The organism is Mycolicibacterium chlorophenolicum (assembly GCF_001044235.1).
GTDB classification, from domain to species: domain Bacteria; phylum Actinomycetota; class Actinomycetes; order Mycobacteriales; family Mycobacteriaceae; genus Mycobacterium; species Mycobacterium chlorophenolicum.
On record NZ_JYNL01000030.1, the window covers coordinates 448347 to 469034 of the forward strand.

At 70.6% G+C, this 20688-nt stretch carries 19 protein-coding genes; 11 read left to right on the top strand and 8 right to left on the bottom strand.

From position 1 onward, the window contains the following. Positions 1-61: 61 nt before the first annotated feature. Positions 62-1057 (top strand): esterase family protein, encoded by a 996-nt coding sequence (locus MCHLDSM_RS16925; RefSeq protein ID WP_048421223.1) that lies wholly within the window; start codon positions 62-64, stop codon positions 1055-1057. Positions 1058-1365: 308 nt separating this feature from the next. Here MCHLDSM_RS16925 and MCHLDSM_RS16930 read toward each other — a convergent pair whose 3' ends face one another. Together MCHLDSM_RS16930 and MCHLDSM_RS16935 are read right to left on the bottom strand one after the other, a co-directional pair. Next, positions 1366-2643: an ATP-binding protein gene (locus MCHLDSM_RS16930; protein WP_048471191.1), complete on the bottom strand. Its 1278-nt coding sequence runs from the start codon at positions 2641-2643 to the stop codon at positions 1366-1368. Positions 2644-2725: 82 nt separating this feature from the next. After that, on the bottom strand, positions 2726-3466 hold the full coding sequence (locus MCHLDSM_RS16935) for an SDR family oxidoreductase (protein ID WP_048471107.1): 741 nt from the start codon (positions 3464-3466) through the stop codon (positions 2726-2728). A 113-nt stretch (positions 3467-3579) separates the two neighbouring features. On the opposite strand from MCHLDSM_RS16935, the gene lon reads away from it, so the two are divergent. The 6 genes from lon (at position 3580) to MCHLDSM_RS16965 (ending at position 9734) form a co-directional block, all read left to right on the top strand. Then, positions 3580-5913: an endopeptidase La gene (gene lon, locus MCHLDSM_RS16940; protein ID WP_048471108.1), complete on the top strand. Its 2334-nt coding sequence runs from the start codon at positions 3580-3582 to the stop codon at positions 5911-5913. A gap of 89 nt (positions 5914-6002) precedes the next feature. Further along, the gene (locus MCHLDSM_RS16945) at positions 6003-7058 is read left to right on the top strand and encodes an LLM class flavin-dependent oxidoreductase (RefSeq protein ID WP_048471109.1); all 1056 of its coding nucleotides are present in this window, start codon (positions 6003-6005) and stop codon (positions 7056-7058) included. A 14-nt stretch (positions 7059-7072) separates the two neighbouring features. Continuing rightward, positions 7073-7405, top strand: coding sequence for a TfoX/Sxy family protein (locus MCHLDSM_RS16950; protein WP_048471192.1), 333 nt, complete (start codon positions 7073-7075; stop codon positions 7403-7405). 35 nt (positions 7406-7440) lie between these two features. Continuing rightward, entirely contained in the window at positions 7441-8073 is a 633-nt protein-coding gene (locus MCHLDSM_RS16955; RefSeq protein WP_048471110.1) for an HhH-GDP family DNA glycosylase, read from the top strand. Positions 8074-8134: 61 nt separating this feature from the next. Further along, positions 8135-8728, top strand: coding sequence for a hypothetical protein (locus MCHLDSM_RS16960; RefSeq protein WP_048471111.1), 594 nt, complete (start codon positions 8135-8137; stop codon positions 8726-8728). Positions 8729-8738: 10 nt separating this feature from the next. After that, the gene (locus tag MCHLDSM_RS16965) at positions 8739-9734 is read left to right on the top strand and encodes a malate dehydrogenase (RefSeq protein WP_048471112.1); all 996 of its coding nucleotides are present in this window, start codon (positions 8739-8741) and stop codon (positions 9732-9734) included. Here the strand turns inward: MCHLDSM_RS16965 and MCHLDSM_RS16970 are convergent, their stop codons facing one another. Next, entirely contained in the window at positions 9735-11210 is a 1476-nt protein-coding gene (locus MCHLDSM_RS16970) for an acetyl-CoA acetyltransferase (RefSeq protein WP_048471113.1), read from the bottom strand. 6 nt (positions 11211-11216) lie between these two features. Further along, on the bottom strand, positions 11217-13574 hold the full coding sequence (locus MCHLDSM_RS16975; protein ID WP_048471114.1) for a CoA transferase: 2358 nt from the start codon (positions 13572-13574) through the stop codon (positions 11217-11219). A 101-nt stretch (positions 13575-13675) separates the two neighbouring features. Here MCHLDSM_RS16975 and MCHLDSM_RS16980 point away from each other — a divergent pair, with 101 nt between their 5' ends. Continuing rightward, positions 13676-16144, top strand: a complete 2469-nt coding sequence (locus MCHLDSM_RS16980) for a phosphoketolase family protein (RefSeq protein WP_048471115.1) — start codon at positions 13676-13678, stop codon at positions 16142-16144. Positions 16145-16186: 42 nt separating this feature from the next. Next, on the top strand, positions 16187-16948 hold the full coding sequence (locus MCHLDSM_RS16985) for a CPBP family intramembrane glutamic endopeptidase (protein ID WP_048421233.1): 762 nt from the start codon (positions 16187-16189) through the stop codon (positions 16946-16948). Here MCHLDSM_RS16985 and MCHLDSM_RS16990 read toward each other — a convergent pair. Next, positions 16941-17537, bottom strand: a complete 597-nt coding sequence (locus MCHLDSM_RS16990; RefSeq protein WP_048471116.1) for a CGNR zinc finger domain-containing protein — start codon at positions 17535-17537, stop codon at positions 16941-16943. The genes MCHLDSM_RS16985 and MCHLDSM_RS16990 overlap by 8 nt on opposite strands. Positions 17538-17642: 105 nt before the next feature. On the opposite strand from MCHLDSM_RS16990, the gene MCHLDSM_RS16995 reads away from it, so the two are divergent. Continuing rightward, on the top strand, positions 17643-18110 hold the full coding sequence (locus MCHLDSM_RS16995) for a hypothetical protein (RefSeq protein ID WP_109788850.1): 468 nt from the start codon (positions 17643-17645) through the stop codon (positions 18108-18110). Here the strand turns inward: MCHLDSM_RS16995 and MCHLDSM_RS17000 are convergent. Then, positions 18107-18697, bottom strand: a complete 591-nt coding sequence (locus tag MCHLDSM_RS17000) for a TetR/AcrR family transcriptional regulator (protein ID WP_048471117.1) — start codon at positions 18695-18697, stop codon at positions 18107-18109. The two genes, MCHLDSM_RS16995 and MCHLDSM_RS17000, sit on opposite strands and share 4 nt — an antisense overlap. A 62-nt stretch (positions 18698-18759) precedes the next feature. Here MCHLDSM_RS17000 and MCHLDSM_RS17005 point away from each other — a divergent pair, with 62 nt between their 5' ends. Then, positions 18760-19614 carry an SDR family NAD(P)-dependent oxidoreductase gene (locus MCHLDSM_RS17005; RefSeq protein WP_048471118.1) on the top strand — a complete coding sequence of 285 codons (855 nt, stop codon included), beginning with the start codon at positions 18760-18762 and terminating at the stop codon, positions 19612-19614. A gap of 13 nt (positions 19615-19627) precedes the next feature. On the opposite strand, the gene MCHLDSM_RS17010 is transcribed toward MCHLDSM_RS17005, so the two are convergent. Continuing rightward, on the bottom strand, positions 19628-19933 hold the full coding sequence (locus MCHLDSM_RS17010; RefSeq protein WP_048471119.1) for a GlsB/YeaQ/YmgE family stress response membrane protein: 306 nt from the start codon (positions 19931-19933) through the stop codon (positions 19628-19630). Between the two features lie 138 nt (positions 19934-20071). Continuing rightward, positions 20072-20688 (bottom strand): APA family fibronectin-binding glycoprotein (locus tag MCHLDSM_RS17015; protein WP_048471120.1); only part of this gene is annotated, 617 nt, incomplete at its 5' end.

Sequence of the window (20688 nt, forward strand, 5' to 3'; positions counted from 1 at the left end):
ACACGACGGCACGTTTGCGCTACATGTGGGACTTGAACAGAAAGGTGGGTTGGTTGCCGTTATGAAGTGGAAAGAGAAGTTTCGAGGTCGGTGGGTGCGCCGGATGGCGGCTGTAGCCCTGGCAGTCACCGCGCTGCCCGGGCTGATCGGCTTCGTCGGGGGATCGGCGACTGCCAATGCGTTCTCCCGGCCGGGTCTGCCGGTCGAGTACCTGGACGTGTTCTCCGCAGCGATGAACCGCAACATCCGGATCCAGTTCCAGGGTGGCGGTCCGCACGCGGTCTATCTGCTCGACGGTCTGCGCGCGCAGGACGATTACAACGGCTGGGACATCAACACCCCGGCGTTCGAGTGGTACTACCAGTCGGGCCTGTCGACGATCATGCCGGTCGGCGGCCAGTCCAGCTTCTACAGCGACTGGTATCAGCCCTCGCGGGGCAACGGCCAGAACTACACCTACAAGTGGGAGACGTTCCTGACCCAGGAGCTGCCGGCGTGGCTGGAAGCCAACCGTGGCGTCTCCCGGACCGGTAACGCGGTGGTCGGTCTGTCGATGGCGGGCAGCGCGTCGATGAACTACGCCATCTACCATCCGCAGCAGTTCATCTACGCCGCATCGCTTTCCGGGTTCCTCAACCCCTCCGAGGGCTGGTGGCCGATGCTCATCGGGCTGGCGATGAACGATGCGGGCGGCTTCAACGCCGAGAGCATGTGGGGCCCGTCCTCGGATCCGGCGTGGAAGCGCAACGACCCGATGGTCAACATCAACCAGTTGGTGGCCAACAACACCCGGATCTGGGTCTACTGCGGCACCGGTACGCCGTCGGACCTCGACTCGGGCACGGCCGGACAGAACCTGATGGCGGCGCAGTTCCTCGAGGGCTTCACCTTGCGGACCAACATCAGCTTCCGGGACAACTACATCGCGGCGGGCGGCACCAACGGTGTCTTCAACTTCCCGGCGCAGGGCACGCACAGCTGGGGCTACTGGGGACAGCAGCTCCTGCAGATGAAGCCTGACATCCAGCGGGTGCTCGGAGCTCAGGCCTCCGCCTAGCCACCCACCCACACCCAGAGAGCCTGCCGTTTCCCCCGAGCGGCAGGCTCTCTGCTGTGTGTCGCCACCCCAAACGTGACCACTGTGTGACCACGGCGCTGCGGCGCGTTTCGACCGGAGCCCCGGGAGGGTACGAAGCGGCTGGACAGGCGCGACGACCACGCCGATGCCGCCGAACCGAGACCTCCGGAGGAAGCCGTGATCCCCTTCATCTGCATCAGCTGCGGCAGCGTCGACATCGACTCGGCGGACTGCGGGCAGTGCGCCACCGCGAACGGGCCGGAGGGCGCCGCGGCCTGACCGGTCCGCTACAGCCGGGTCCGGACCTCGATGTCGGTGCCGAACTCGTCGAGCATCGCCTCGGTCAGCGTCGGGCGGGTCTCGGCGATCGCCGCGAGATAGTCGTCGGTGCAGGCGGGTTCGCCTCGGCGTGACTCGATCTCCCGCTCGAAGGCGCACTGCGCCCCTTTGCGGGCGGCGAACTCGATGTCGGCGGGGGTGAACATGTCCGACGCCTCGACGAGCTTGTCGACCTCGACGTTGTCGGCGTTGCCGTTCAGATAGCGCAGCCAGATCGCCTTGCGTGCAGCCTCATCGGGCGGTCCGACGGGGATGATGTAGTCGAACCGGCCGGGCCGCAGGAACGCCGAATCCAGTGAGCTGACCGAGTTCGTCGCGCAGATGAGCAGTCGCTCGTCGTGCTGGCGGAACGTCGGGATCAGCTTGAGCAACTCGTTGGTCACCCCGTGCGCGGGGTCCGACGGGATGCCGGAGCGCGATCCGGCGATCTCCTCCACCTCGTCGATGAACACCACCGCCGCGTCGAGCTCGTTGAGGTTGGCGAACACCTCCCGCAGCGCGGCGGGCATCGCGACACCGGGCGTCGCCAGGCGCGACGGGAAGATCTCGACGAACGGCCAACCCAGCCGGCCGGCAACGGCTTTGGCGAAGCTCGTCTTCCCGGTGCCCGGCGGGCCGAACAGGATGACCGCCTTGGGCGGCGACACGCCGTAGCGTGCGGCCAGGTCGGGCTGCGCCAGTGGCGCGACGATGCGCCGCTCGATCATCCGTTTCTCGGTCTCCATGCCGGCCATGTCCTGCCACAGGCGCTGACCCATGAGCTGACCGCCGAGAGCGGTCAGCAATCCGGTGTCCGACGCGCCGACGTGGTCGACCTTCTCGAAGTACCGCAGGTCGGCCCGTTCGGTGTATCCCGAGTTCCGCAGCGCCGTGGCACCCGTCGCGTCGCCGGGCAGCAGCACGCTGATCCGCCGGGCGCCGAGACTGCGCAGACGCAGTTCCAGTTCGGCCAGCAGCGCGCTGCCGATGCCGCGGTCGCGCCACCGGTTGGACAGCGCCACCATCGAGATCCAGGCCCGGTCATCGGCGATGTGGGCCACCGCCATCCCGACCAGCTGGTCACCGACCACCGCGACGACCGCGGGCTGACCGGACCGCGCGGCCGACACCACCTCGGACACCGGGAACGCGGGCGGGGCCTCGCCGGGTTCGCGGCTCTGGTCCCAGACCGAGATCGCCTGGTCGAGGTCGTCGTCGTGGAAATCGCGTAGACGCCAAGGGGGCATGCCGGAGTTGTACCGGCACGGGGCGCCGGCGGGCATCGCCCGAGGGGTGGTGCCGGCGGGGGATCCGTGTCTCCCCCGCGCGTCAGCCCTGCCGGGTGGGACGGATGGTCAGGTCCCCGATCTCCACGTCGTGCGGCTGCTCGATCGCGAACGCGATCGCCCGGGCCACCGCGTCCGCCGGCAGGCCGAACGCATCCATGTCGGCACGTATCCGCTCCCGCAGCGCGTCGTCGGTGATCGACCCGTCCAGTTCGGTGTTGACGAACCCCGGTGAGATCGACGTCGTGCGCACCACGCCGTCCGTCGACTCCTGCCGCAGCGCCTCCATCACGGTGCGCACCGCGTTCTTCGTCGCCGCGTACACCCCCATCGTCGGGACGATCTTCAGCCCCGCCGTCGACACCGTCGTCACCAGGTGGCCGCGGCCCTGCCTGCGGAACACCGGCATCGCGGCGGCGATGCCGTGCAGCACGCCGCGCAGGTTGACGTCGATCATCGCGTCCCAGCCGGCGACGTCGGCGTCGGCGAGCGGGCTGATCGCGCTGATCCCGGCGTTGGACACCAGCACGTCGAGGCGACCGAAACGCTTGACGGCGGTGTCGACGAGCCGCACCAGATCCGCGGCGTCGGTGACGTCGGTGGCGACGGCGGCCACGTCGGCGGCGCCCAACTCGTCGGAGAGGGCGTCGAGGCGGTCGGTGCGGCGGGCGCCGAGGACGAGGCGCGCACCGCGGGCGGCCAGCAGGCGCGCCGTCGCCTCGCCGATGCCGCTGCTCGCCCCGGTGATCGCGACGACCTGGCCGGTGATGGGGTCTGTGCTCATGGTGGGTACGACCGACCGCCGGCGGCGGCTATTCCGCTGTCGGGCGAATCGCCACGGGGAACAAAGCACGCCGCCCCAGGGTTGAGCGCATCAGGTTCAACTTTGGAGGATCGATGCCTGAAGCCGATGCGACGACGCGTCCTGTGCCCCTTCTTTTCGTTAGCGAGCCGATCGTGCTGCCCGGAATGGTCGTGCCGATCGAACTCGACGACGCCGCCCGCGCTGCGGTCGACGCCGCGCAAGCCAGCCAGTCCGGCAAGCTGCTGATCGCGCCGCGGCTGGACGACCGCTACCCCACCTACGGCGTGCTCGCCTCGATCGTGCAGGTCGGCCGCGTGCCCGGCGGCGGTGCGGCCGCGGTCGTGCGCGGCGAGAAACGTGCCCACATCGGCACCGGGGCCACGGGTCCCGGCGCAGCCCTGTGGGTCTCGGTCGACGAGGTGGCCGACCCGGCGATCACCGACGAAACCCGTTCGCTGGCCGCCGAATACAAGAAGCTGCTGCTGGCGATGCTGCAGCGCCGCGAGGCGTGGCAGATCGTCGACGTGGTCAACAAGATCACCGACCCGTCCGCACTGGCCGACACCGCCGGCTACGCGTCGTACCTGTCCGACGTCCAGAAGCGTGAGCTGCTGGAGACCGAGGACGTGGCGGCGCGGCTGCGGTGGCTGATCGACTGGACCGGCGAGCATCTCGCCGAGGTCGAGGTCAACGACAAGATCGCCGAGGACGTGCGGGCCGGCATGGACAAGCAGCAGAAGGAATTCCTGCTGCGCCAGCAGCTGGCGGCGATCCGCAAGGAACTCGGCGAGGGCGAGCCGGACGGCTCTGACGATTACCGCACCCGTGTGGAGGCTGCGGATCTGCCCGAGAAGGTGCGCGAGGCCGCGCTGCGCGAGGTCGGCAAGCTGGAGCGGTCCAGCGAGCAGAGCCCCGAGGGCGGCTGGATCCGCACCTGGCTGGACACCGTCCTGGACCTGCCGTGGAACGTCACCACCGAGGACTCGACGGACCTGAAGGCGGCCCGGGAGATTCTCGACGCCGACCACCACGGTCTCGACGACGTCAAGGACCGCATCGTGGAGTACCTGGCCGTGCGGGCCCGGCGCTCCCAGCGCGGCATGGCCGTCGTCGGCGGCCGCGGCTCCGGTGCGGTGATGGTGCTGGCCGGGCCTCCCGGGGTCGGCAAGACGTCACTCGGCGAGTCCGTCGCCCGCGCACTGGGCCGGACCTTCGTGCGCGTGGCGCTCGGTGGGGTGCGCGACGAGGCCGAGATCCGCGGGCACCGGCGCACCTATGTCGGTGCCCTGCCCGGCCGCATCGTGCGGGCCATCGGCGAGGCGGGATCGATGAATCCCGTTGTGCTGCTGGACGAAATCGACAAGGTGGGGTCCGACTACCGCGGCGACCCGTCGGCGGCGCTGCTCGAGGTGCTCGACCCGGCGCAGAACCACACGTTCCGCGACCACTACCTCGATCTGGACCTCGACCTGTCCGATGTGGTGTTCCTGGCGACGGCCAACGTCATCGAGAACATCCCGTCGGCGCTACTGGACCGCATGGAGCTGGTCACCATCGACGGCTACACCGCCGACGACAAGGTGGCGATCGCCCGGGACTACCTGCTGCCCCGGCAGGCCGAGCGTGCGGCGCTGACGGCCGACGAGGTGACCGTCACCGACGCGGCGCTGCGCAAGATCGCCGCGGACTACACCCGCGAACCGGGGGTGCGCCAGTTCGAGCGGCTGCTGGCCAAGGCGCTGCGCAAGGTGACCACGAAGCTGGACGCCGACCCGTCGCCGATCACGATCGACGAGCCGGACCTGGTGGAGTACCTGGGCCGCCCGCGGTTCATGCCGGAGTCCGACGAGCGCACCGCGGTGCCGGGCGTCGCGACCGGGCTGGCCGTCACCGGCCTGGGCGGCGATGTGCTCTACATCGAGGCCGGTTCGGTCGACGGTGAGCCGGGGCTGAAGTTGACCGGACAGCTGGGTGACGTGATGAAGGAGTCGGCGCAGATCGCGCTGTCCTACGTGCGGGCCCACGCCGAACAGCTCGGGGTCGACCCGAAGGCGCTGGACCGCCAGATCCACGTGCACGTGCCCGCGGGCGCGGTGCCCAAGGACGGCCCGTCGGCCGGCGTCACGATGGTCACGGCGCTGGTGTCGATGGCCACCGGACGCCAGGTGCGCGGCGATGTCGGCATGACCGGTGAGGTCACGCTGAACGGCCGGGTGCTGCCGATCGGCGGGGTCAAGCAGAAGCTGCTGGCCGCGCAGCGCGCCGGGCTGTCGACGGTGTTCATCCCGCAGCGCAACGAGCCCGACCTGGACGACGTCCCGGCCGACGTGCTCGAGGCGCTGGAGGTCCGGCCGATGACCGACGTGGCGGAGATCGTCGCGCTGGCCCTGGAGCCGGTGGCCGAGACGGTGACCGCCGCGGCCTGACGGGAATCCCTTCGCGAGCGTGCGTGTTTGTCGGTTTCGACACGGTGTGTCGGCCACAGACACGCACGCTCGGCGGAAAGAGGGGCACCATGCCTGAACGCGGACACGCCCTGCGCAAGCTGGGCTTCCTCACCATCGGCCGGTTCGACGCCGACGATCCCCGCCCAGGACTCGAGGAGACGCTCGAGGTGATCGACCGGGCCGAGGCGCTGGGCTTCGACAGCGTCTGGCTGCGGTGCCGTCACCTGCAGGCCGGCATCTCGAGCCCGGTCGCGATCATGGCCGCGGCGTCGCAGCGCACCAGCCGCATCGAGCTGGGCACGGCCGTCATCCCGCTCGGCCTGGAGAACCCGCTGCGGCTCGCCGAGGACCTCGCGACCGTCGACCTGCTCTCCGGCGGCCGCGTCAACCCCGGCGTCTCGGTCGGCACCCCCATGCTCTATGACCATTACAAGCGGGCCCTGTATCCGGAATCGTATGAGCTGCAGGACTTCTCGAAGCAGCGGGTGCAGCAGCTGCTGAGCCATCTACGCGGCGAACCCGTCAGCGACTTCTCCGGCACCGTCGGCATCGAACAGTTCACCGACCACGTCCAGCCGCACTCCCCCGGGCTGGCCGACCGCGTCTGGTACGGCGGCGGACGGGACTCCGCGATCTGGGCGGCACAGCAGGGCATCAACTACCTGACGAGCTCGGTGGTCAGCATCGAGGGCACCGAGTCGCGGGACTTCGCCACCATCCAGGCCGAACACATCGACGCATTCCGGGCCCACCACCCCGCGCCGGCGAGAGCGCGGGTGTCCCAGGGCCTGGTCGTCATCCCGACCGACTCGGCCACCGACGACCAGATCCGCCGCTACCGCGACTACGCCGCGAGCCGCTTCGAGCGGACCACGAGCCCCCAGGGGCTCGGACCGCCTGTCGCCGGCGGCCCGGCTCCGCGCGGCATGCTCTTCTCGCCCGACTACGTCGGCATCTCCGACGAACTGGCCGACCAGCTCTTCGACCACGCCGGCTTCCGGCGCGCCGACGAGGTCGCGTTCGCGCTGCCGTTCACCTTCGGCGCCGACGACTACGCGCAGATCATCACCGACCTCGCCAAGAAGCTCGGGCCTGCGTTGGGATGGTCGCCGGCCGGCGTGTGACGCAGAATCACCGCATGGCCTACGACACCGACCTCGCCGACCGGGTGCGCGAACTGATCGCGGCCGAGCGTGGCGTCGACGAGAAGCCGATGTTCGGTGGGCTCGCGTTCCTGATCGGCGGCAACATGTCGGTGTGCGTCAGCGGTCGCGGCGGCCTGATGGTGCGGGTGCCGCCCGAGGACACCGAGCAGCTGCTCGGTCTCGACCACGTCGAGCCGATGATCATGTCCGGCCGCCAGACCCGGGGCTGGCTGCGGGTGTCGGCCGACGGTGTCGCGAGCACCCGCCAGTTGCAGACCTGGGTGCGCCGCGGGGTGGAGCAGGCCAAGACGCTGCCGGCCAAGTAGCGATTCCCGGCGCGGGAAGCGGGTAGCCCCTGTCGATGAGCAGAAACGACATCGTGCGGCGCCTGCTCGACGAGGCCGGCACGACCTACGCCGAACAGGCCGGGATCCGGCTCGCCGACAAGCCCATGCCGCTGTTCGAGCTGCTGGTGCTGTGCATGCTCGCCAGCAAGCCGATCGACGCGAACATCGCGGTGCGCGCGGCGCAGGAGATCTTCGGCGAGAAGCTGCGCACTCCGGACGCAGTCCTGGACGCCAAGCGGCAGACGATGATCGAGGCGTTCGGGCGGGCCGGCTACGCCCGCTACGACGAGAGTTCGGCCACCCGGCTCGTCGACATCGCCACCGCCGTCCGCGCCGAGTACCGGGGCGACCTGCGCGGCCTGGCCGAACGCGCGGAGCACGACCCCGCGGCCGCGAAGCGTCTGCTCGAGGAGTTCACCGGCATCGGGGACACCGGCGCCGACATCTTCCTGCGGGAGGTGCAGGACGTCTGGACGTGGGTGCGACCCCACTTCGACTCCCGCGCGCTCGCCGCCGCCGAAGACCTCGGGCTGCCCGGGGACCCCGACGAACTCGGGCGGCTCGCCGGCGCCGACTGCGCGCCCTTGGCGGCGGCGCTGGTGCGGGCGTCCCTCGACCGTGACGTGCGCGAGGCGATCACGCGCTGACGCGCGAACCGTGCCCCGGGTGCTCCGCGCTGCGGGGCCTGCGGCACGCTGGAGCACCGTTATGCGTGCGACTCCCTCACTCTGCGCGACCGCGGCGCTCGGTCTGCTGCTGACCGGCTGTACCGGACCGGCCGTGGTCAACACCGAGCAGCCGACCAGCCGGGCCCCCGCCCCGGCGGCGGCTCCGACCCCGACAACCCGGCCCAGCAACGCGCACCTGGCCAACGCCTTCGAGTACGCGACCCCGGTCGACGGCACGACCGGCTACGCGTTCACCACGCCCAGCGGCCGCTGGCAGTGCGTGATCGTCCCGCGCACCCAGGCCAGCTGCGGCAAGGCGGGCGGCTCCGGGTCCGCGCTCGGCATCACCGGCGCGCCCGACGAGGTGCCCGGCCCGGACGGCGAGACCGTCGCGCCCACCGCCATCCTGGTCGACCGCAGCGGCGACCCGCAGTTCGCCGCGCTGCCGGCGTCGTCGGTCACCGACCCGCCGGAGCTGCCGTTCAACCGGATCCTTGCCGTCGCCGGGTTCCGCTGCAATGTCCAGGAAGCGACCGGCATCTCATGCCTGTCGGAGCTCTCCGGCAGGGGCTTCACGTTCTCCGCCGACGGCTACACGACGGCCTACACCGACGTGCCCGCCGACGCTCCCTAGGCTCGTGCCCATGACATCAGCGCGCACCCCGGTCACCGTCACCGTCACCGGAGCCGCCGGCCAGATCGGCTACGCCGCACTGTTCCGCATCGCCGCGGGCGCGATGCTCGGCCACGACACCCCGGTGGCGCTGCGACTGCTCGAATTGCCCGACGCGGTCCGCGCCGCCGAGGGCGTGGTGATGGAACTCGACGACGGCGCGTTCCCGCTGCTGGCGAGCACCGAGATCTTCGACGACCCGGTCCGCGCGTTCGACGGCGTCGACGTCGCGCTGCTGATCGGCGCCAGACCGCGCACCAAGGGCATGGAGCGGGCCGACCTGCTCGGGGCCAACGCGGCGATCTTCGCGACTGCGGGCCGGGCGCTGAACGCGGGCGCCGGTCCTGAGGTCCGCGTGCTCGTCGTCGGCAACCCGGCCAACACCAACGCACTCGTCACCGCCGCGCACGCCCCCGACATTCCGGCCGACCGGTTCACCGCGCTGACCCGGCTCGACCACAACCGGGCGGTGGCGGCGATGGCCCGGCACGCCGGGGTGCCCGTCACCGAGATCAGCAAGATGACGATCTGGGGCAACCACTCGCCCACCCAGTACCCCGACATCTTCCACTCGATCGTCGGGGGTCGTGCCGGCGCCGACTACGCCGCCGACACCCGTTGGCTCGCCGACGAATTCATCCCCACCGTGGCGCGGCGCGGCACCGCGATCATCGAGGCCCGTGGCGCCGGCTCCGCGGCGTCGGCGGCCAACGGCGCGATCGACCACGTCGACGACTGGATCCACGGCACCCCCGACGGGAACTGGACGTCGGTGGCGCTGCCGTCGCCCGGCGTCTACGGCGTCGACGAGGGGTTGGTGTGCTCGTTCCCGTGCCGCTCGGTCGGTGGCCGCTGGGAGATCGTCGAGGGCCTGGACATCAACCCGTTCTCGCGGGCCAGGATCGACGCGTCGATCGCCGAGCTGCGTGCCGAACGGGACGCGGTCGCCGCGCTCGGCCTGCTGTAGTCACTCCAGCGTCGCGGTCCCGTCGGCGTGCACCCGCACCGCCGCGCCGGCGATGTCGTCGGCGATCGTGGTCTCGGCCGCGTCGGTGCCGGTGATCACCGCCAGCACCCGGGCGTCCTCGGGTGTGCGCACGGCGAGGAACGCCTTCTCGGGTTCGCCGTCGCGGCCGACCGGCGTCGTCCACGATTCGACCGTGCCCACGCCGGTCCAGTCCACCAGCTCGGTCCGCGTCGGCTCCCGGTCCACGGCGTCCTGCACGTCCTCCCAACGGAATTCGTGCTGCGGCGGCTCGGTCCCGTAGACGCCCATGCTGTGCTTGGTCAGGTAGCCGCCGTTGGCGGTGATCAGGCCGCGGGTACCGGGCCGCGCGGCGAGCTGCTCGGCCATCGTCGCGATGGAGTGGGTGACGTAGTTGTTCCAGGGTCCGCCGGCGAAGGTCAGCCCGCCGGTGACCGTCAGCGGCCGGGCCGGGTCGCCGAGTGGCAGGCCGAGCTCACGCGCGGCGACCTGCACCGCCGACGGGAAGCAGGAGTACACGTCGATCAGATCGAGGTCGTCGACGCCGGTTTCGGCCAGGTCGAGGGCGCGGTTGCCGGCGATCCTGATGGCCGGCGAGGTGTGGAACTCGGCCCGCTCCCCGATCGCGTAGGTGTCGTGGGCGTCCGTGCCGGCGTACGGGAAAACCCAACGCTCCGTGGGGATCTGAAGATAGGTGGCCTTCTCGGCGGAGGCCAGGATCAACACCGCGCCCTGATCCACCATGTTGTTGGAGTTCATCAGCTTCGTGTACGGCCAGCTGATCATCCGGTTGTCGGCCGACGGCTGATAGATCTGCTCGGCGCTGTAGGTCTCCCGGTTCCACGCGTGCGGGTTGCCCGCGGCCACGTGCGAGAACTGCGCCCACAGTTCGCCGATGCGCTGCCGGTGAACCTGGCCGCTCTCCCCGGCGGCGATGCGCACCGCCTGTTCGAACATCGGGTACACGTAGGCCGGCCGGTCCAGGTGGATCTTCAGATCGCCGGGGCCTGCCATCGGCATGGTCTCGTCGGAGCCGGGCGCCAACGGCACGGACTCGTCCTGCTTCGTCCAGTGCGCTTTGGTACCTGCCGCGCGCATCTTCGTTTTCGTGCGCCAGGTCTCCGCGCCGGCGATCAGCACGACGTCCGCCCTACCCTGTTGGATGTCCAGGCAGGCCTGGTTCACCAACGTCTGCGGGACGTTGCCGCCGATCCCGGTGTAGCGGGTCACGGCCTTGTCGGCGCGCAGACGTTGCGCCAGAAGCAGACCCGGATCGCGGTAGCGCCATGACAGCAGGTTGACCACCCGCACCGCGTCGACCGCTTCGAGCACCCGCGGATCGGCGGCCTCGCGCGCGGCGGCGACCATCAGGTCGACGGGCTCCACCTCGGGATTCTCGGTGTGCTGGTTGACCTGGCCGTAGCCGACGAGAACCGGTGTGCGGGGATCGAGGGGCATGGATGGTCAACCTTCCTGAGGGGTGTCGTAGGCGAACAGCGCGCCGTCGGCGATCAGTTCGTCGATGCGGTCGTCGTCGAGACCGAGCACCCGTCTGCACAGGTCGCGGGTGTGCTCGCCGGCCATCGGTGCCGGGCGCAGCGGCGCCCGCGCGATCCGTCGGTACCGGGCCGGTGCGGTCTCCGCCGGAATCGGCTTCTCCAGCAGCGGATGCACCATCTCGGTGAACAGTTCCCGGAAGACCACCTGCGGGTCGGCAGGCACGTCGGCCGCGCGCTGCATCGGCGCGGCCGGTACGCCCCGGCGCTGCAGCAGATCGGCGACCTCGTTCTTGTCGCGCGTGGCCGTCCACTCCCCGACGGCGGCGATCAGTGAGGCCCGGTCGGCAGGCAGATCAGTCGCCCCCATGATCGCGGCCAGGGCGTCGCGGTCCGCGGGTCCGCGCACCGAGACGACGCACCATTCGTCGCCACCGGCGCACGGGCACACCGCGTGCACGGCGTCGTCGTCGGCGACGGGAAGCCCTGCCGCGCGGGCGGATTCGACGACGTACCGAGTGGCGAGCTGATTGATCGCGGCTTCGGCCTGGGAGATGTGCACGTGGGCGCCGCAGCCCTGACGGTCGCGGCGGATCAGCGCGGCCAGCGCGGCGATCGCGGTCAGCCTGCCCACCACGTGGTCGGGAAAAATGGTCGTCGCGTCGAAGAACGCGTCGGGCGGGGCGTCGGGCGAGGTCCACAGGTGGGTGATGCCGGTGCACGCCCGCACCAGCGGGCCGTAGCCCATCTGCGCGCTCCACGGCCCGCGGTCGCCGTAGGCGCTGCTCTCGGCCAGCACGATGTCCGGATTCAGTTCGCGCAGCCGCTCGTAGGAGAAGCCGAGCGAGGCCAGCGTGCCGGGTTTGAAGTTGGCGAACACGGCGTCGGCGTCGGCGACCAGGCGGGCGAACAGGTCCGCGCCGCGCGGGTGGCGCAGATCCAGGCCCAGGCTGTACTCGTTGCGGTGCGTCAGCGCCCACGACCGGCTCATCAGCTGGCCGGGCGGGCTCTGGCGCAGACCGTCGGGATACGCCGCGCTCTCGACCTTGATGACCTCGGCGCCCAGATCGGCGAACAACCGGCCCAGTTCACCGCCCGCGACGATCACCCCGAGATCGAGGATGCGCAAGCCCTCCAGCGGGCGTGCCGCGTCGGGCCGCGTCGACGCCGGTACCGGTGCCGCGGACTGTGGCCACGCGGCATCGCTGGAGCCGGATTCCTGTGCGGGACTGCGGAACCCGTGATGCTCGCCGTCGACCACGAACGGCCCCACCGGAATCGCGATGCGCGCCTGGGGTGTGAGCGGAGCCTCGGCGATCGCACCCACGTCGCGGAAGTGCCCGGCGGACAACGCCTCCCCTGGGGTGCGGACCGCCGCGATCGGTACCCCGCGCTCCTGGCCCTGTGCGACGAGGCTGTCCATCGTCTGCGACGCGAACAATGCCCCGATCGCCGCGTTGAGCTCCGCCGAGGCGGCGTACCGTGCGGCGATGGTGTCGAACTCCGGGCCCGCGAACCGTTCCGGTTCGCCCAGCCATGCCCGCATCCCCCGCCACTGGCGCGGCGAGAGCAGGCAGATGCGCACGTGCCCGTCACTGCACCCGAAGACCGGATAGATCTGCTGATTGCGCGGGCGGCCGCGCCACAGCTGGGCCGGCTGCTTCAGTCCGACCGCCGCCTGCCCCTCGGAGCCGTACGGCGGGTCGAGGGCCTGCACCACCGCCTCGAACCGCGAGAAATCGATGAAATCCCCTCTGCCGCCGCGTAACCGATCGAAGTAGGCGATCAGCACGGCCCACGCCGCCTGCACCGCCGCGGTCGCCGACGCCACTCCCGGCGGCGGCAGGACCGGCGTTCCGGTCGACGGCCCGGTGCGCGAGAGCGCGGAGGACATCGCGTAGAAGACCGCATCGGTGCCACACCACGACGCGCGCGGCCCCGTCAACCCGAAGTCGGTGACCGACAGGGTCACCAGGTGAGGGTGCCGGTCGGCCAGCTCGGCGCATGATGTCCCGAAAGCCGCAGTGCCACCAGGGTTTCCGCTGTCGATGACGATGTCCGCGGCGGCAGCGAGCTCGAGGAGCCGGCGCCGGTCCCCGTCATCGGCCGGATCGAGGCGCGCGCAGCGCTTGTTGGCGTTGTCGAGCGCGAACCCGATACTCGCACCGGCGACGGTCGGCGCGGCCCGCCGGGCCGGGCTGCCGCCGGGCGTCTCGATCTTGCAGACGTCGGCGCCCAGGTCGGCCAGGATGCGGCCCACGGCGTCGGCGTCACCGGCGGACAGATCGAGCACGCGAACGGACGCCAGCAATCCCGCCTCGCCCATCGGTGGTGTCCGCCCTTCTGTGGTGACCGCTCGCGAAAGATTAACGCCCCGGTCATCGGGTACGGGTTGACGGTGTACCGGAGCCGAGTTGGATGAGGGCGATGACGACTGCTGCGTGGACGACCGTGGACCGAGAGCCGCTGAGCGACGAGATGGTCGATCGGCTCGACCGGTGGTGGCGGGCCGCCAACTACCTGTCGGTGGGCCAGATCTATCTGCTCGACAACCCGCTGCTGCGCACCCCGCTGGTGCGCGACGACGTCAAGCCGCGGCTGCTCGGGCACTGGGGCACCACGCCGGGCCTGAACTTCCTCTACGCCCACCTCAACCGGGCGATCGCCGAGCGCTCCCAGTCGACGATCTATCTGACCGGCCCGGGCCACGGCGGACCCGGTCTGGTGGCCAGCGCCTACCTCGACGGCACCTACAGCGAGGTCTACCCGGACATCACCCCCGACACCGAGGGCATGCGCCGGCTGTTCCGGCAGTTCTCCTTCCCCGGCGGCATCCCCTCCCATGTCGCCCCTGAGACACCGGGCTCCATCCACGAGGGCGGTGAACTCGGCTACGTGCTGTCGCACGCCTACGGCGCCGCGTTCGACAACCCCGACCTCCTGGTCGCCGCGGTGGTCGGCGACGGCGAGGCCGAGACCGGACCGCTGGCCACCAGCTGGCACTCCAACAAGCTCGCCAACCCCGCCCACGACGGCGTGGTGCTGCCGATCCTGCACCTCAACGGCTACAAGATCGCCAACCCGACCGTGCTGGCCCGGATCCCCGAAGACGAACTGCGCGCCCTGATGGTCGGCTACGGGCACGCGCCGTACTTCTTCGAGGTGCCCGACGATGCGTCCGCCGAGGATCACGCGGATGCGCATCGCCGGTTCGCCACCCTGCTCGACGACGTCCTCGACGAGATCGCCGCGATCAAGGGCCGCGCCGCCGACGGCGACGACTCCCGGCCCGCCTGGCCGATGATCGTGTTCCGCACCCCGAAGGGATGGACCGGGCCGGCCACCATCGACGGCAAGAAGACCACCGGATCCTGGCGCGCCCACCAGGTGCCCCTGGCCAGTGCCCGCGACACCCGGGAGCACCTCGCGGTCCTCGGCGACTGGCTCGCCTCCTACCGCGCCCACGAACTCTTCGACGACGACGGCAAGCTGCACGACGACATCGCGGCGCTGGCGCCGAAGGGTCCGCTCCGGATGAGCGACAACCCGCACACCAACGGCGGCCTGCTGCTCAAGGATCTGCGCCTGCCCGATTTCCGCACCTTCGGGGTCGACGTCCCCGCGCCGGGTGCGACGGTCGCCGAGGCCACCCGGGTCCTCGGCCAGTGGCTCACCGAGGTGATCCGGCTCAACCCCGACAACTTCCGGATCTTCGGACCCGACGAGACCGCGTCGAACCGGTTGCAGGCCGTCTACGACGCCACCGACAAGCAGTGGAACGCCGAACTGGTGGGCCCCGAGGTCGACGAACACCTGGCCCGGGTGGGACGCGTGGTCGAGATGCTCTCCGAGCACCAGTGCCAGGGCTGGCTCGAGGGCTACCTGCTGACCGGCAGGCACGGGCTGTTCAACTGCTACGAGGCGTTCATCCACATCGTCGACTCGATGCTCAACCAGCACGCCAAATGGCTCAAGGTCACCGACACGATCCCGTGGCGGCGCCCGATCGCGAGCCTGAACTACCTCCTGTCCAGCCATGTCTGGCGCCAGGACCACAACGGGTTCTCCCACCAGGATCCCGGCTTCATCGACCACGTCGTCAACAAGAGCGCCCACGTCGTGCGCGTCTATCTGCCGCCGGACGCCAACACGCTGCTGTCCACCTACGACCACTGCCTGCGCTCGCGCCAGTACGTCAACGTCGTGGTGTCCGGTAAGCAGCCCTCCCCCAACTTCCTGACCATGGAGCAGGCGATCGCGCACTGCACCCGCGGCCTCGGGATCTGGGAGTGGGCCGGCAGCGAGGTGCTCGGCACCGATCCCGACGTCGTGCTGGCGTCCGCCGGAGACATCCCGACGCTGGAGGCGCTCGCGGCCGCGGACATCCTGCGCCAGCACCTGCCCGATCTGAAGGTGCGGTTCGTCAACGTCGTCGACCTGATGCGGTTGCAGGACGACACCGAGCATCCGCACGGCCTGTCCAGTCGCGATTTCGACATGATCTTCACCACCGACCGGCCGATCATCTTCGCCTACCACGGCTACCCGTGGCTGATCCACCGGCTGACCTACCGGCGCACCGGGCACGCCAACCTGCACGTGCGCGGCTACAAGGAGGAAGGCACCACGACGACGCCGTTCGACATGGTGATGCTCAACGACCTCGACCGCTACCACCTGGTGATGGACGTCATCGACCGGGTTCCGTCACTCGGCTCGCGATGCGCGACGCTGCGCCAGCAAATGGCCGACAAGCGCATCGCCGCCCGCGAGTACACCCGCGCCCACGGCGACGACATCGGCGAGGTCAAGGACTGGGTGTGGCCCGCCGCCCGGGAGTCCGGGTTCGGGGTCGGCGGCGCCGCCGCCGCAGACACCGGCGGCGACAACGAGTAGGTGACCTGGGCATCCGCTCCCGTTCGGTACCCTGGAGCGGTTATGTCTGACGTCAGCGTCATTTCCGACGAGCCCCACCCGCTGGTGGGGCAGTTGGCGGCGCTGCACCACTTCCGCACCTACGTCGACGTCGGGGTCGTCGTGGTCGTGCTGGCGCTGACGAACCTGCTCGCCCACTTCACGACGCCGTGGGCCAACGTCGCGGTCGTCCCGGTCGCGGCGGTCATGCTGGTCGCGCTCGTGCGCTCCCGCGGGCTGGGCTGGTCGGAGCTGGGGCTGGGCCGCGAGCACTGGCGCTCGGGCGCCGGCTACGCGCTGGGTGCGGTGGCCCTGGTCGGCATCGTGATCGCCGTGGGGGCGCTGCTGCCCTGGACCCGGCCGATGTTCCTGAACAACCACTACGCCACGCTGTCCGGCGCGCTGGTCGCGTCGATGATCATCATCCCGTTGCAGACCGTCATCCCCGAGGAACTCGCGTTCCGCGGTGTCCTTCACGGCGCACTGGACCGTGCCTGGGGCTTCCGGGGGGTGGCCGCGGCGGGCTCGCTGCTGTTCGGGCTGTGGCACATCGCGTCGTCGCTCGGGCTGACGGCCGGCAATGTCGGGTTCACCCGGATTCTCGGCGGCGGGGTCTTCGGCATGGTCGCCGGCGTCGTCGGCGCCGTCCTGGCCACGGCCGCGGCCGGATTCGTGTTCACCTGGCTGCGCCGGCGCAGCGGCAGCCTGATCGCGCCGATCGCGCTGCACTGGTCACTCAACGGGCTGGGCGCCCTCGCCGCGGCCCTGGTGTGGCACCTCAGCTAGGCGTCCGGCCGGCCCGTCTGCGGGCGCGGAACTCGCGGTTCTTCAGCTTGTTCCCGCACGACGCCATGTCGCACCACATGCCGCCGTGGTTGCGCGACGCGTCGTAGAACGCCCACCGGCACTCGTCGTTGCCGCAGGCCTTGAGCAGCGCCCAGGTGCCGTCGCGCTGCGCGTCGCGGATCGCCAACAGCAGCGAGGCCAGCCGGGTGGTCACGTCGTCGCCGCGCGCGTGCAGCGTGACCGTCCCATCTGACTCGAGTGTGGCCCGGACGGCGGCCGCTTCGGCGACCCGCCGCAACGGCGCGAGGTCGGCCGGTGTCGGGCGGGGTCCGCCCCCGTTGCCGACGAGCATGGCTCGCACCGCTTCCCGGACCCGGACGACCAGCTCCAGATCGGCGACGTCGAGCCGGGCATGAGGTGCCAGCAGTGCATTGCCCACCAGCCAGTCACGCGCGTCGGCCGGGTCGGCCAGCCGGTCGGCGCCGTCGGGCCGCTCGACGGTGTTCACCAGCGCCTGGATGCGCCGCAGCGGCGGCGGCGCGGGTTTGGTCTCGTCGTCGCCGGGCCAGGCGCGACCGTCCACGGTCATGGGAGCAAGACTAGCACTCATGACTGGTGAAACCCATTGACCGGTCATGCATGACCGGTATAACGTTTTCGACAGTCATCAAACATCGAGTCGGAGCGCAGCGCGATGCCAGAGCACACGATCCCCGCAGAGGTTCTTCTCCGCGCGCCAGGACACCGCAGCGGGCGGCGACCGCGGCTCACCGCCCGGCTGGCCGCCCGCCTTCGCGCCCACGCCTTCGATCGTCGGCTGGCCGTCGGAGTGCCAGCGGACCCGGGATCCGCGCTGGCTGCGCACACCGCGCGCGTGACGTCCGCCGCCGAGCGGCAAGCCCTTGCCCGGGCGCTGCGGCAGGTGCGACAGCGGGCCGACGCGCCGCTCTGGTCGTCGTCGGTCCCGGTGCACGCCGACAACGTCGCGGCCGCCGGGCAGCTGATCGATCGGCTGATCACGCGGCTGGAGACGCCCGGGCCGGTCGGCGCCCGCGGGATGGCCCGCCTGCGACTGGTTCTCGGTGACGGTTGCGGGCCGCTGTACCGGTGCGGTCGCGGCGATCTCGCCGGCCGGCTGGGTGCGGCGCTGGCGGCGCTCTAGGTGCGGGGGCGTGCGGCGCGCAGGCCCAGCGTGCGGCGCCCGTCGGCGATCAGTTCCTCGAGCAGCGCGTCGTCGTCGAGGCCGTCGAAGGACAGGCCGACCGCGCCGGCGACCCCGGCCATGACGATCGCCGCCCTGACCTGACCGCCGGGACCGGGGTCGGCGCCGGCGAGGAGGTCGAACTGGCGCTGCACCACCGCGGCCCACTCCGGTCGGCCGCGCAGGAAGTCGACGACGGCCGGGTCGCCGCTGAACACCGGGAACAGGTGACGGTTGGCCACGGCGAGCCGCGCATAACCGGCGAGCATGCGGTCCGCGCGTGCCCGCGGGGTGCGGTGCGTCGCGGCGTCCTCGGTCAACGCGGCGACCCGGTCGATGATGGGTTCGATGATCGCGCCCAGCAGCTCATCGCGGGTCCGGAAGTGGTGGTAGATGGCCGATTTCGTGAAGCCGAGCTCGTCGGAGATCATCTGCAGCGACGTCGCCGCGACACTGTGGTTCCTGAACAGTTCGATGGCGGCGTCCATGAGGCGCCGGCGGGTCGAACCGTCGTCGGCGGTGCCACCGTTGCCCGTGCGGCTGACCATTCGTACAGGCTACTCCTGTACGTTTGGTCAGGAATGTGCTGCCGCGAGAAGAGGAACGTCTCATGCCCATCGATTTCGACAACAGCCGCCGGACACCCTTCGACCTGTCCGGCAAGGTCGTCGTCGTCGTGGGCGGAGGGCAGATGCCCGGACCGAAGATCGGCAACGGCCGGGCCAGCGCGATCGTCGCGGCCCGCCACGGGGCCGAGGTCGTCGTCGTCGACATCGACCCGGGCAGCGCCGGCCAGACCGTCGACACCATCACCGCCGAGGGCGGCCGCGCCTACGCGGTCGAGGCCGACGTCTCCGAGGAGCGGGACTGCCGCCGGATCTTCGACGTCGCCGTGGAGCGCAGTGGGCGCGTCGACGGCATGGTGTACAGCGTGGCGATCAACCCGCCCTTCGACATCGCCACGAACACCATGGCGCGCAGCGAATTCCACCGCGGCATCGACGTCAACCTGCTCGGCTGCTACTACTGCAATCTCCATGGCGCACAGGCCATGCGACGCAACGACGGCGACACGACGGGCAGCATCGTCAACATCTCGTCGATCGCCAGCATCAAGAACGAGATCGGGCTGAACATCGGGATCATGCCGTACGCGCTCGGCAAGTGCGGCCTGAACCAGATCACCGAGCTGACCGCCGTCCAGTTCGCCGACGCCGGCATCCGGGCGAACACGCTGATGCTGGGGCCGATCGACTCGACGCTCGGCAACCACGACGCGCAGTCCCTGTTCGGCCTCGACCCGACGGAGGTCGACGAGGTCTACCGCGACACCGTCCGGCTCAAGATGGGGCGCGCCACCGCGTGGGAGACCGGCTACGCCGTGCTCTACCTGCTGGCCGACGAGTCACGCTTCATGACCGGTCAGCAGATCCGGCTCGACGGCGGCGCCACCGTCGTGCGGTGACGCCCGGACCTGTCTAGACCCTGCGCTTCTGCACCATCCCGACGATCCACAACAGGATCACCGAACCGAGGATCGCGGTGAACAGCGTGAACCACCACCCGCCGCCGGCGGTGTCGAGGAAGAAGCTCAGCAGGAAGCCGCCGATCAATGCGCCGATGACGCCGATGACGATGTTCATCAGGATGCCCGACCCGGACCCCTTGACGATCTTCCCGGCAATCCAGCCGGCGATCGCGCCGATGATGATGTAACCGATCCACCCCACGCTCGTCTGTGTCGACGAGCGGGCGAGGAATTCGGTTGCCGCCATGATCTCCATGAGGATCTCCTGCCTGTTGCCGCCAGGCCCGGAGCGGCCGCACCCGGACCCTCACCCAGGTATAGCGGGCGCAGGTAACGGTTCGGCCATGCAATCGGAAACGATCGATCACACCCGAATCGCCGGCCGAGTCACCCGTCAGGCGGGCGGCAGCATCCCGGGGGCCGCGTTGGGATCGACCGGAACCGGCACACCGACGGCGGGCCGCGGCGGCGGCGCATTGGGATCGGCCGGCGGCGGAGCGGCGTTCGGGTCGCCCGGTGCTGGCGGCGGCGGCGGGGGCGGCGGCGTCCAGGGCCGGATCGAGTTGGCCAGCGTCACCGCTTCGTTCTGCGGGATCGGGTTGGTCGCGGTGCCGAGCCACACGACGAACCAGCGCTCGGGAGCCCGCTGACCGCGCGGGGTGCCCGGGGCGGTCGGCGCACCGACCACTCCGGCCCAGATCTGGCCGTTCGGCTTGTTGGTGTCGGTGAACTTCACCTCGTAGGACGACGCGACACCGGTCATGCCGTTGGCGTTCAGCGGGACGGTCTGCTGATTGATGCGGGTGCCGGGGAACGGCATGAAGAACTCACCCATGTCCGACGCCAGACGCTGAGCCGCCTTGGTGTTGTCGGTCTCCGCGCCGGCGAACAACTTCAGGTCGAGCCGGCCGAGCAGCACGCTGGTGTCATTCGGCGCCGGCGTGTCGGGCGGCGATCCTGCGGGGGGCAGTTTGTTGAGCAGCGCCTGACCGTACGAGAGCTGGGCGGCGT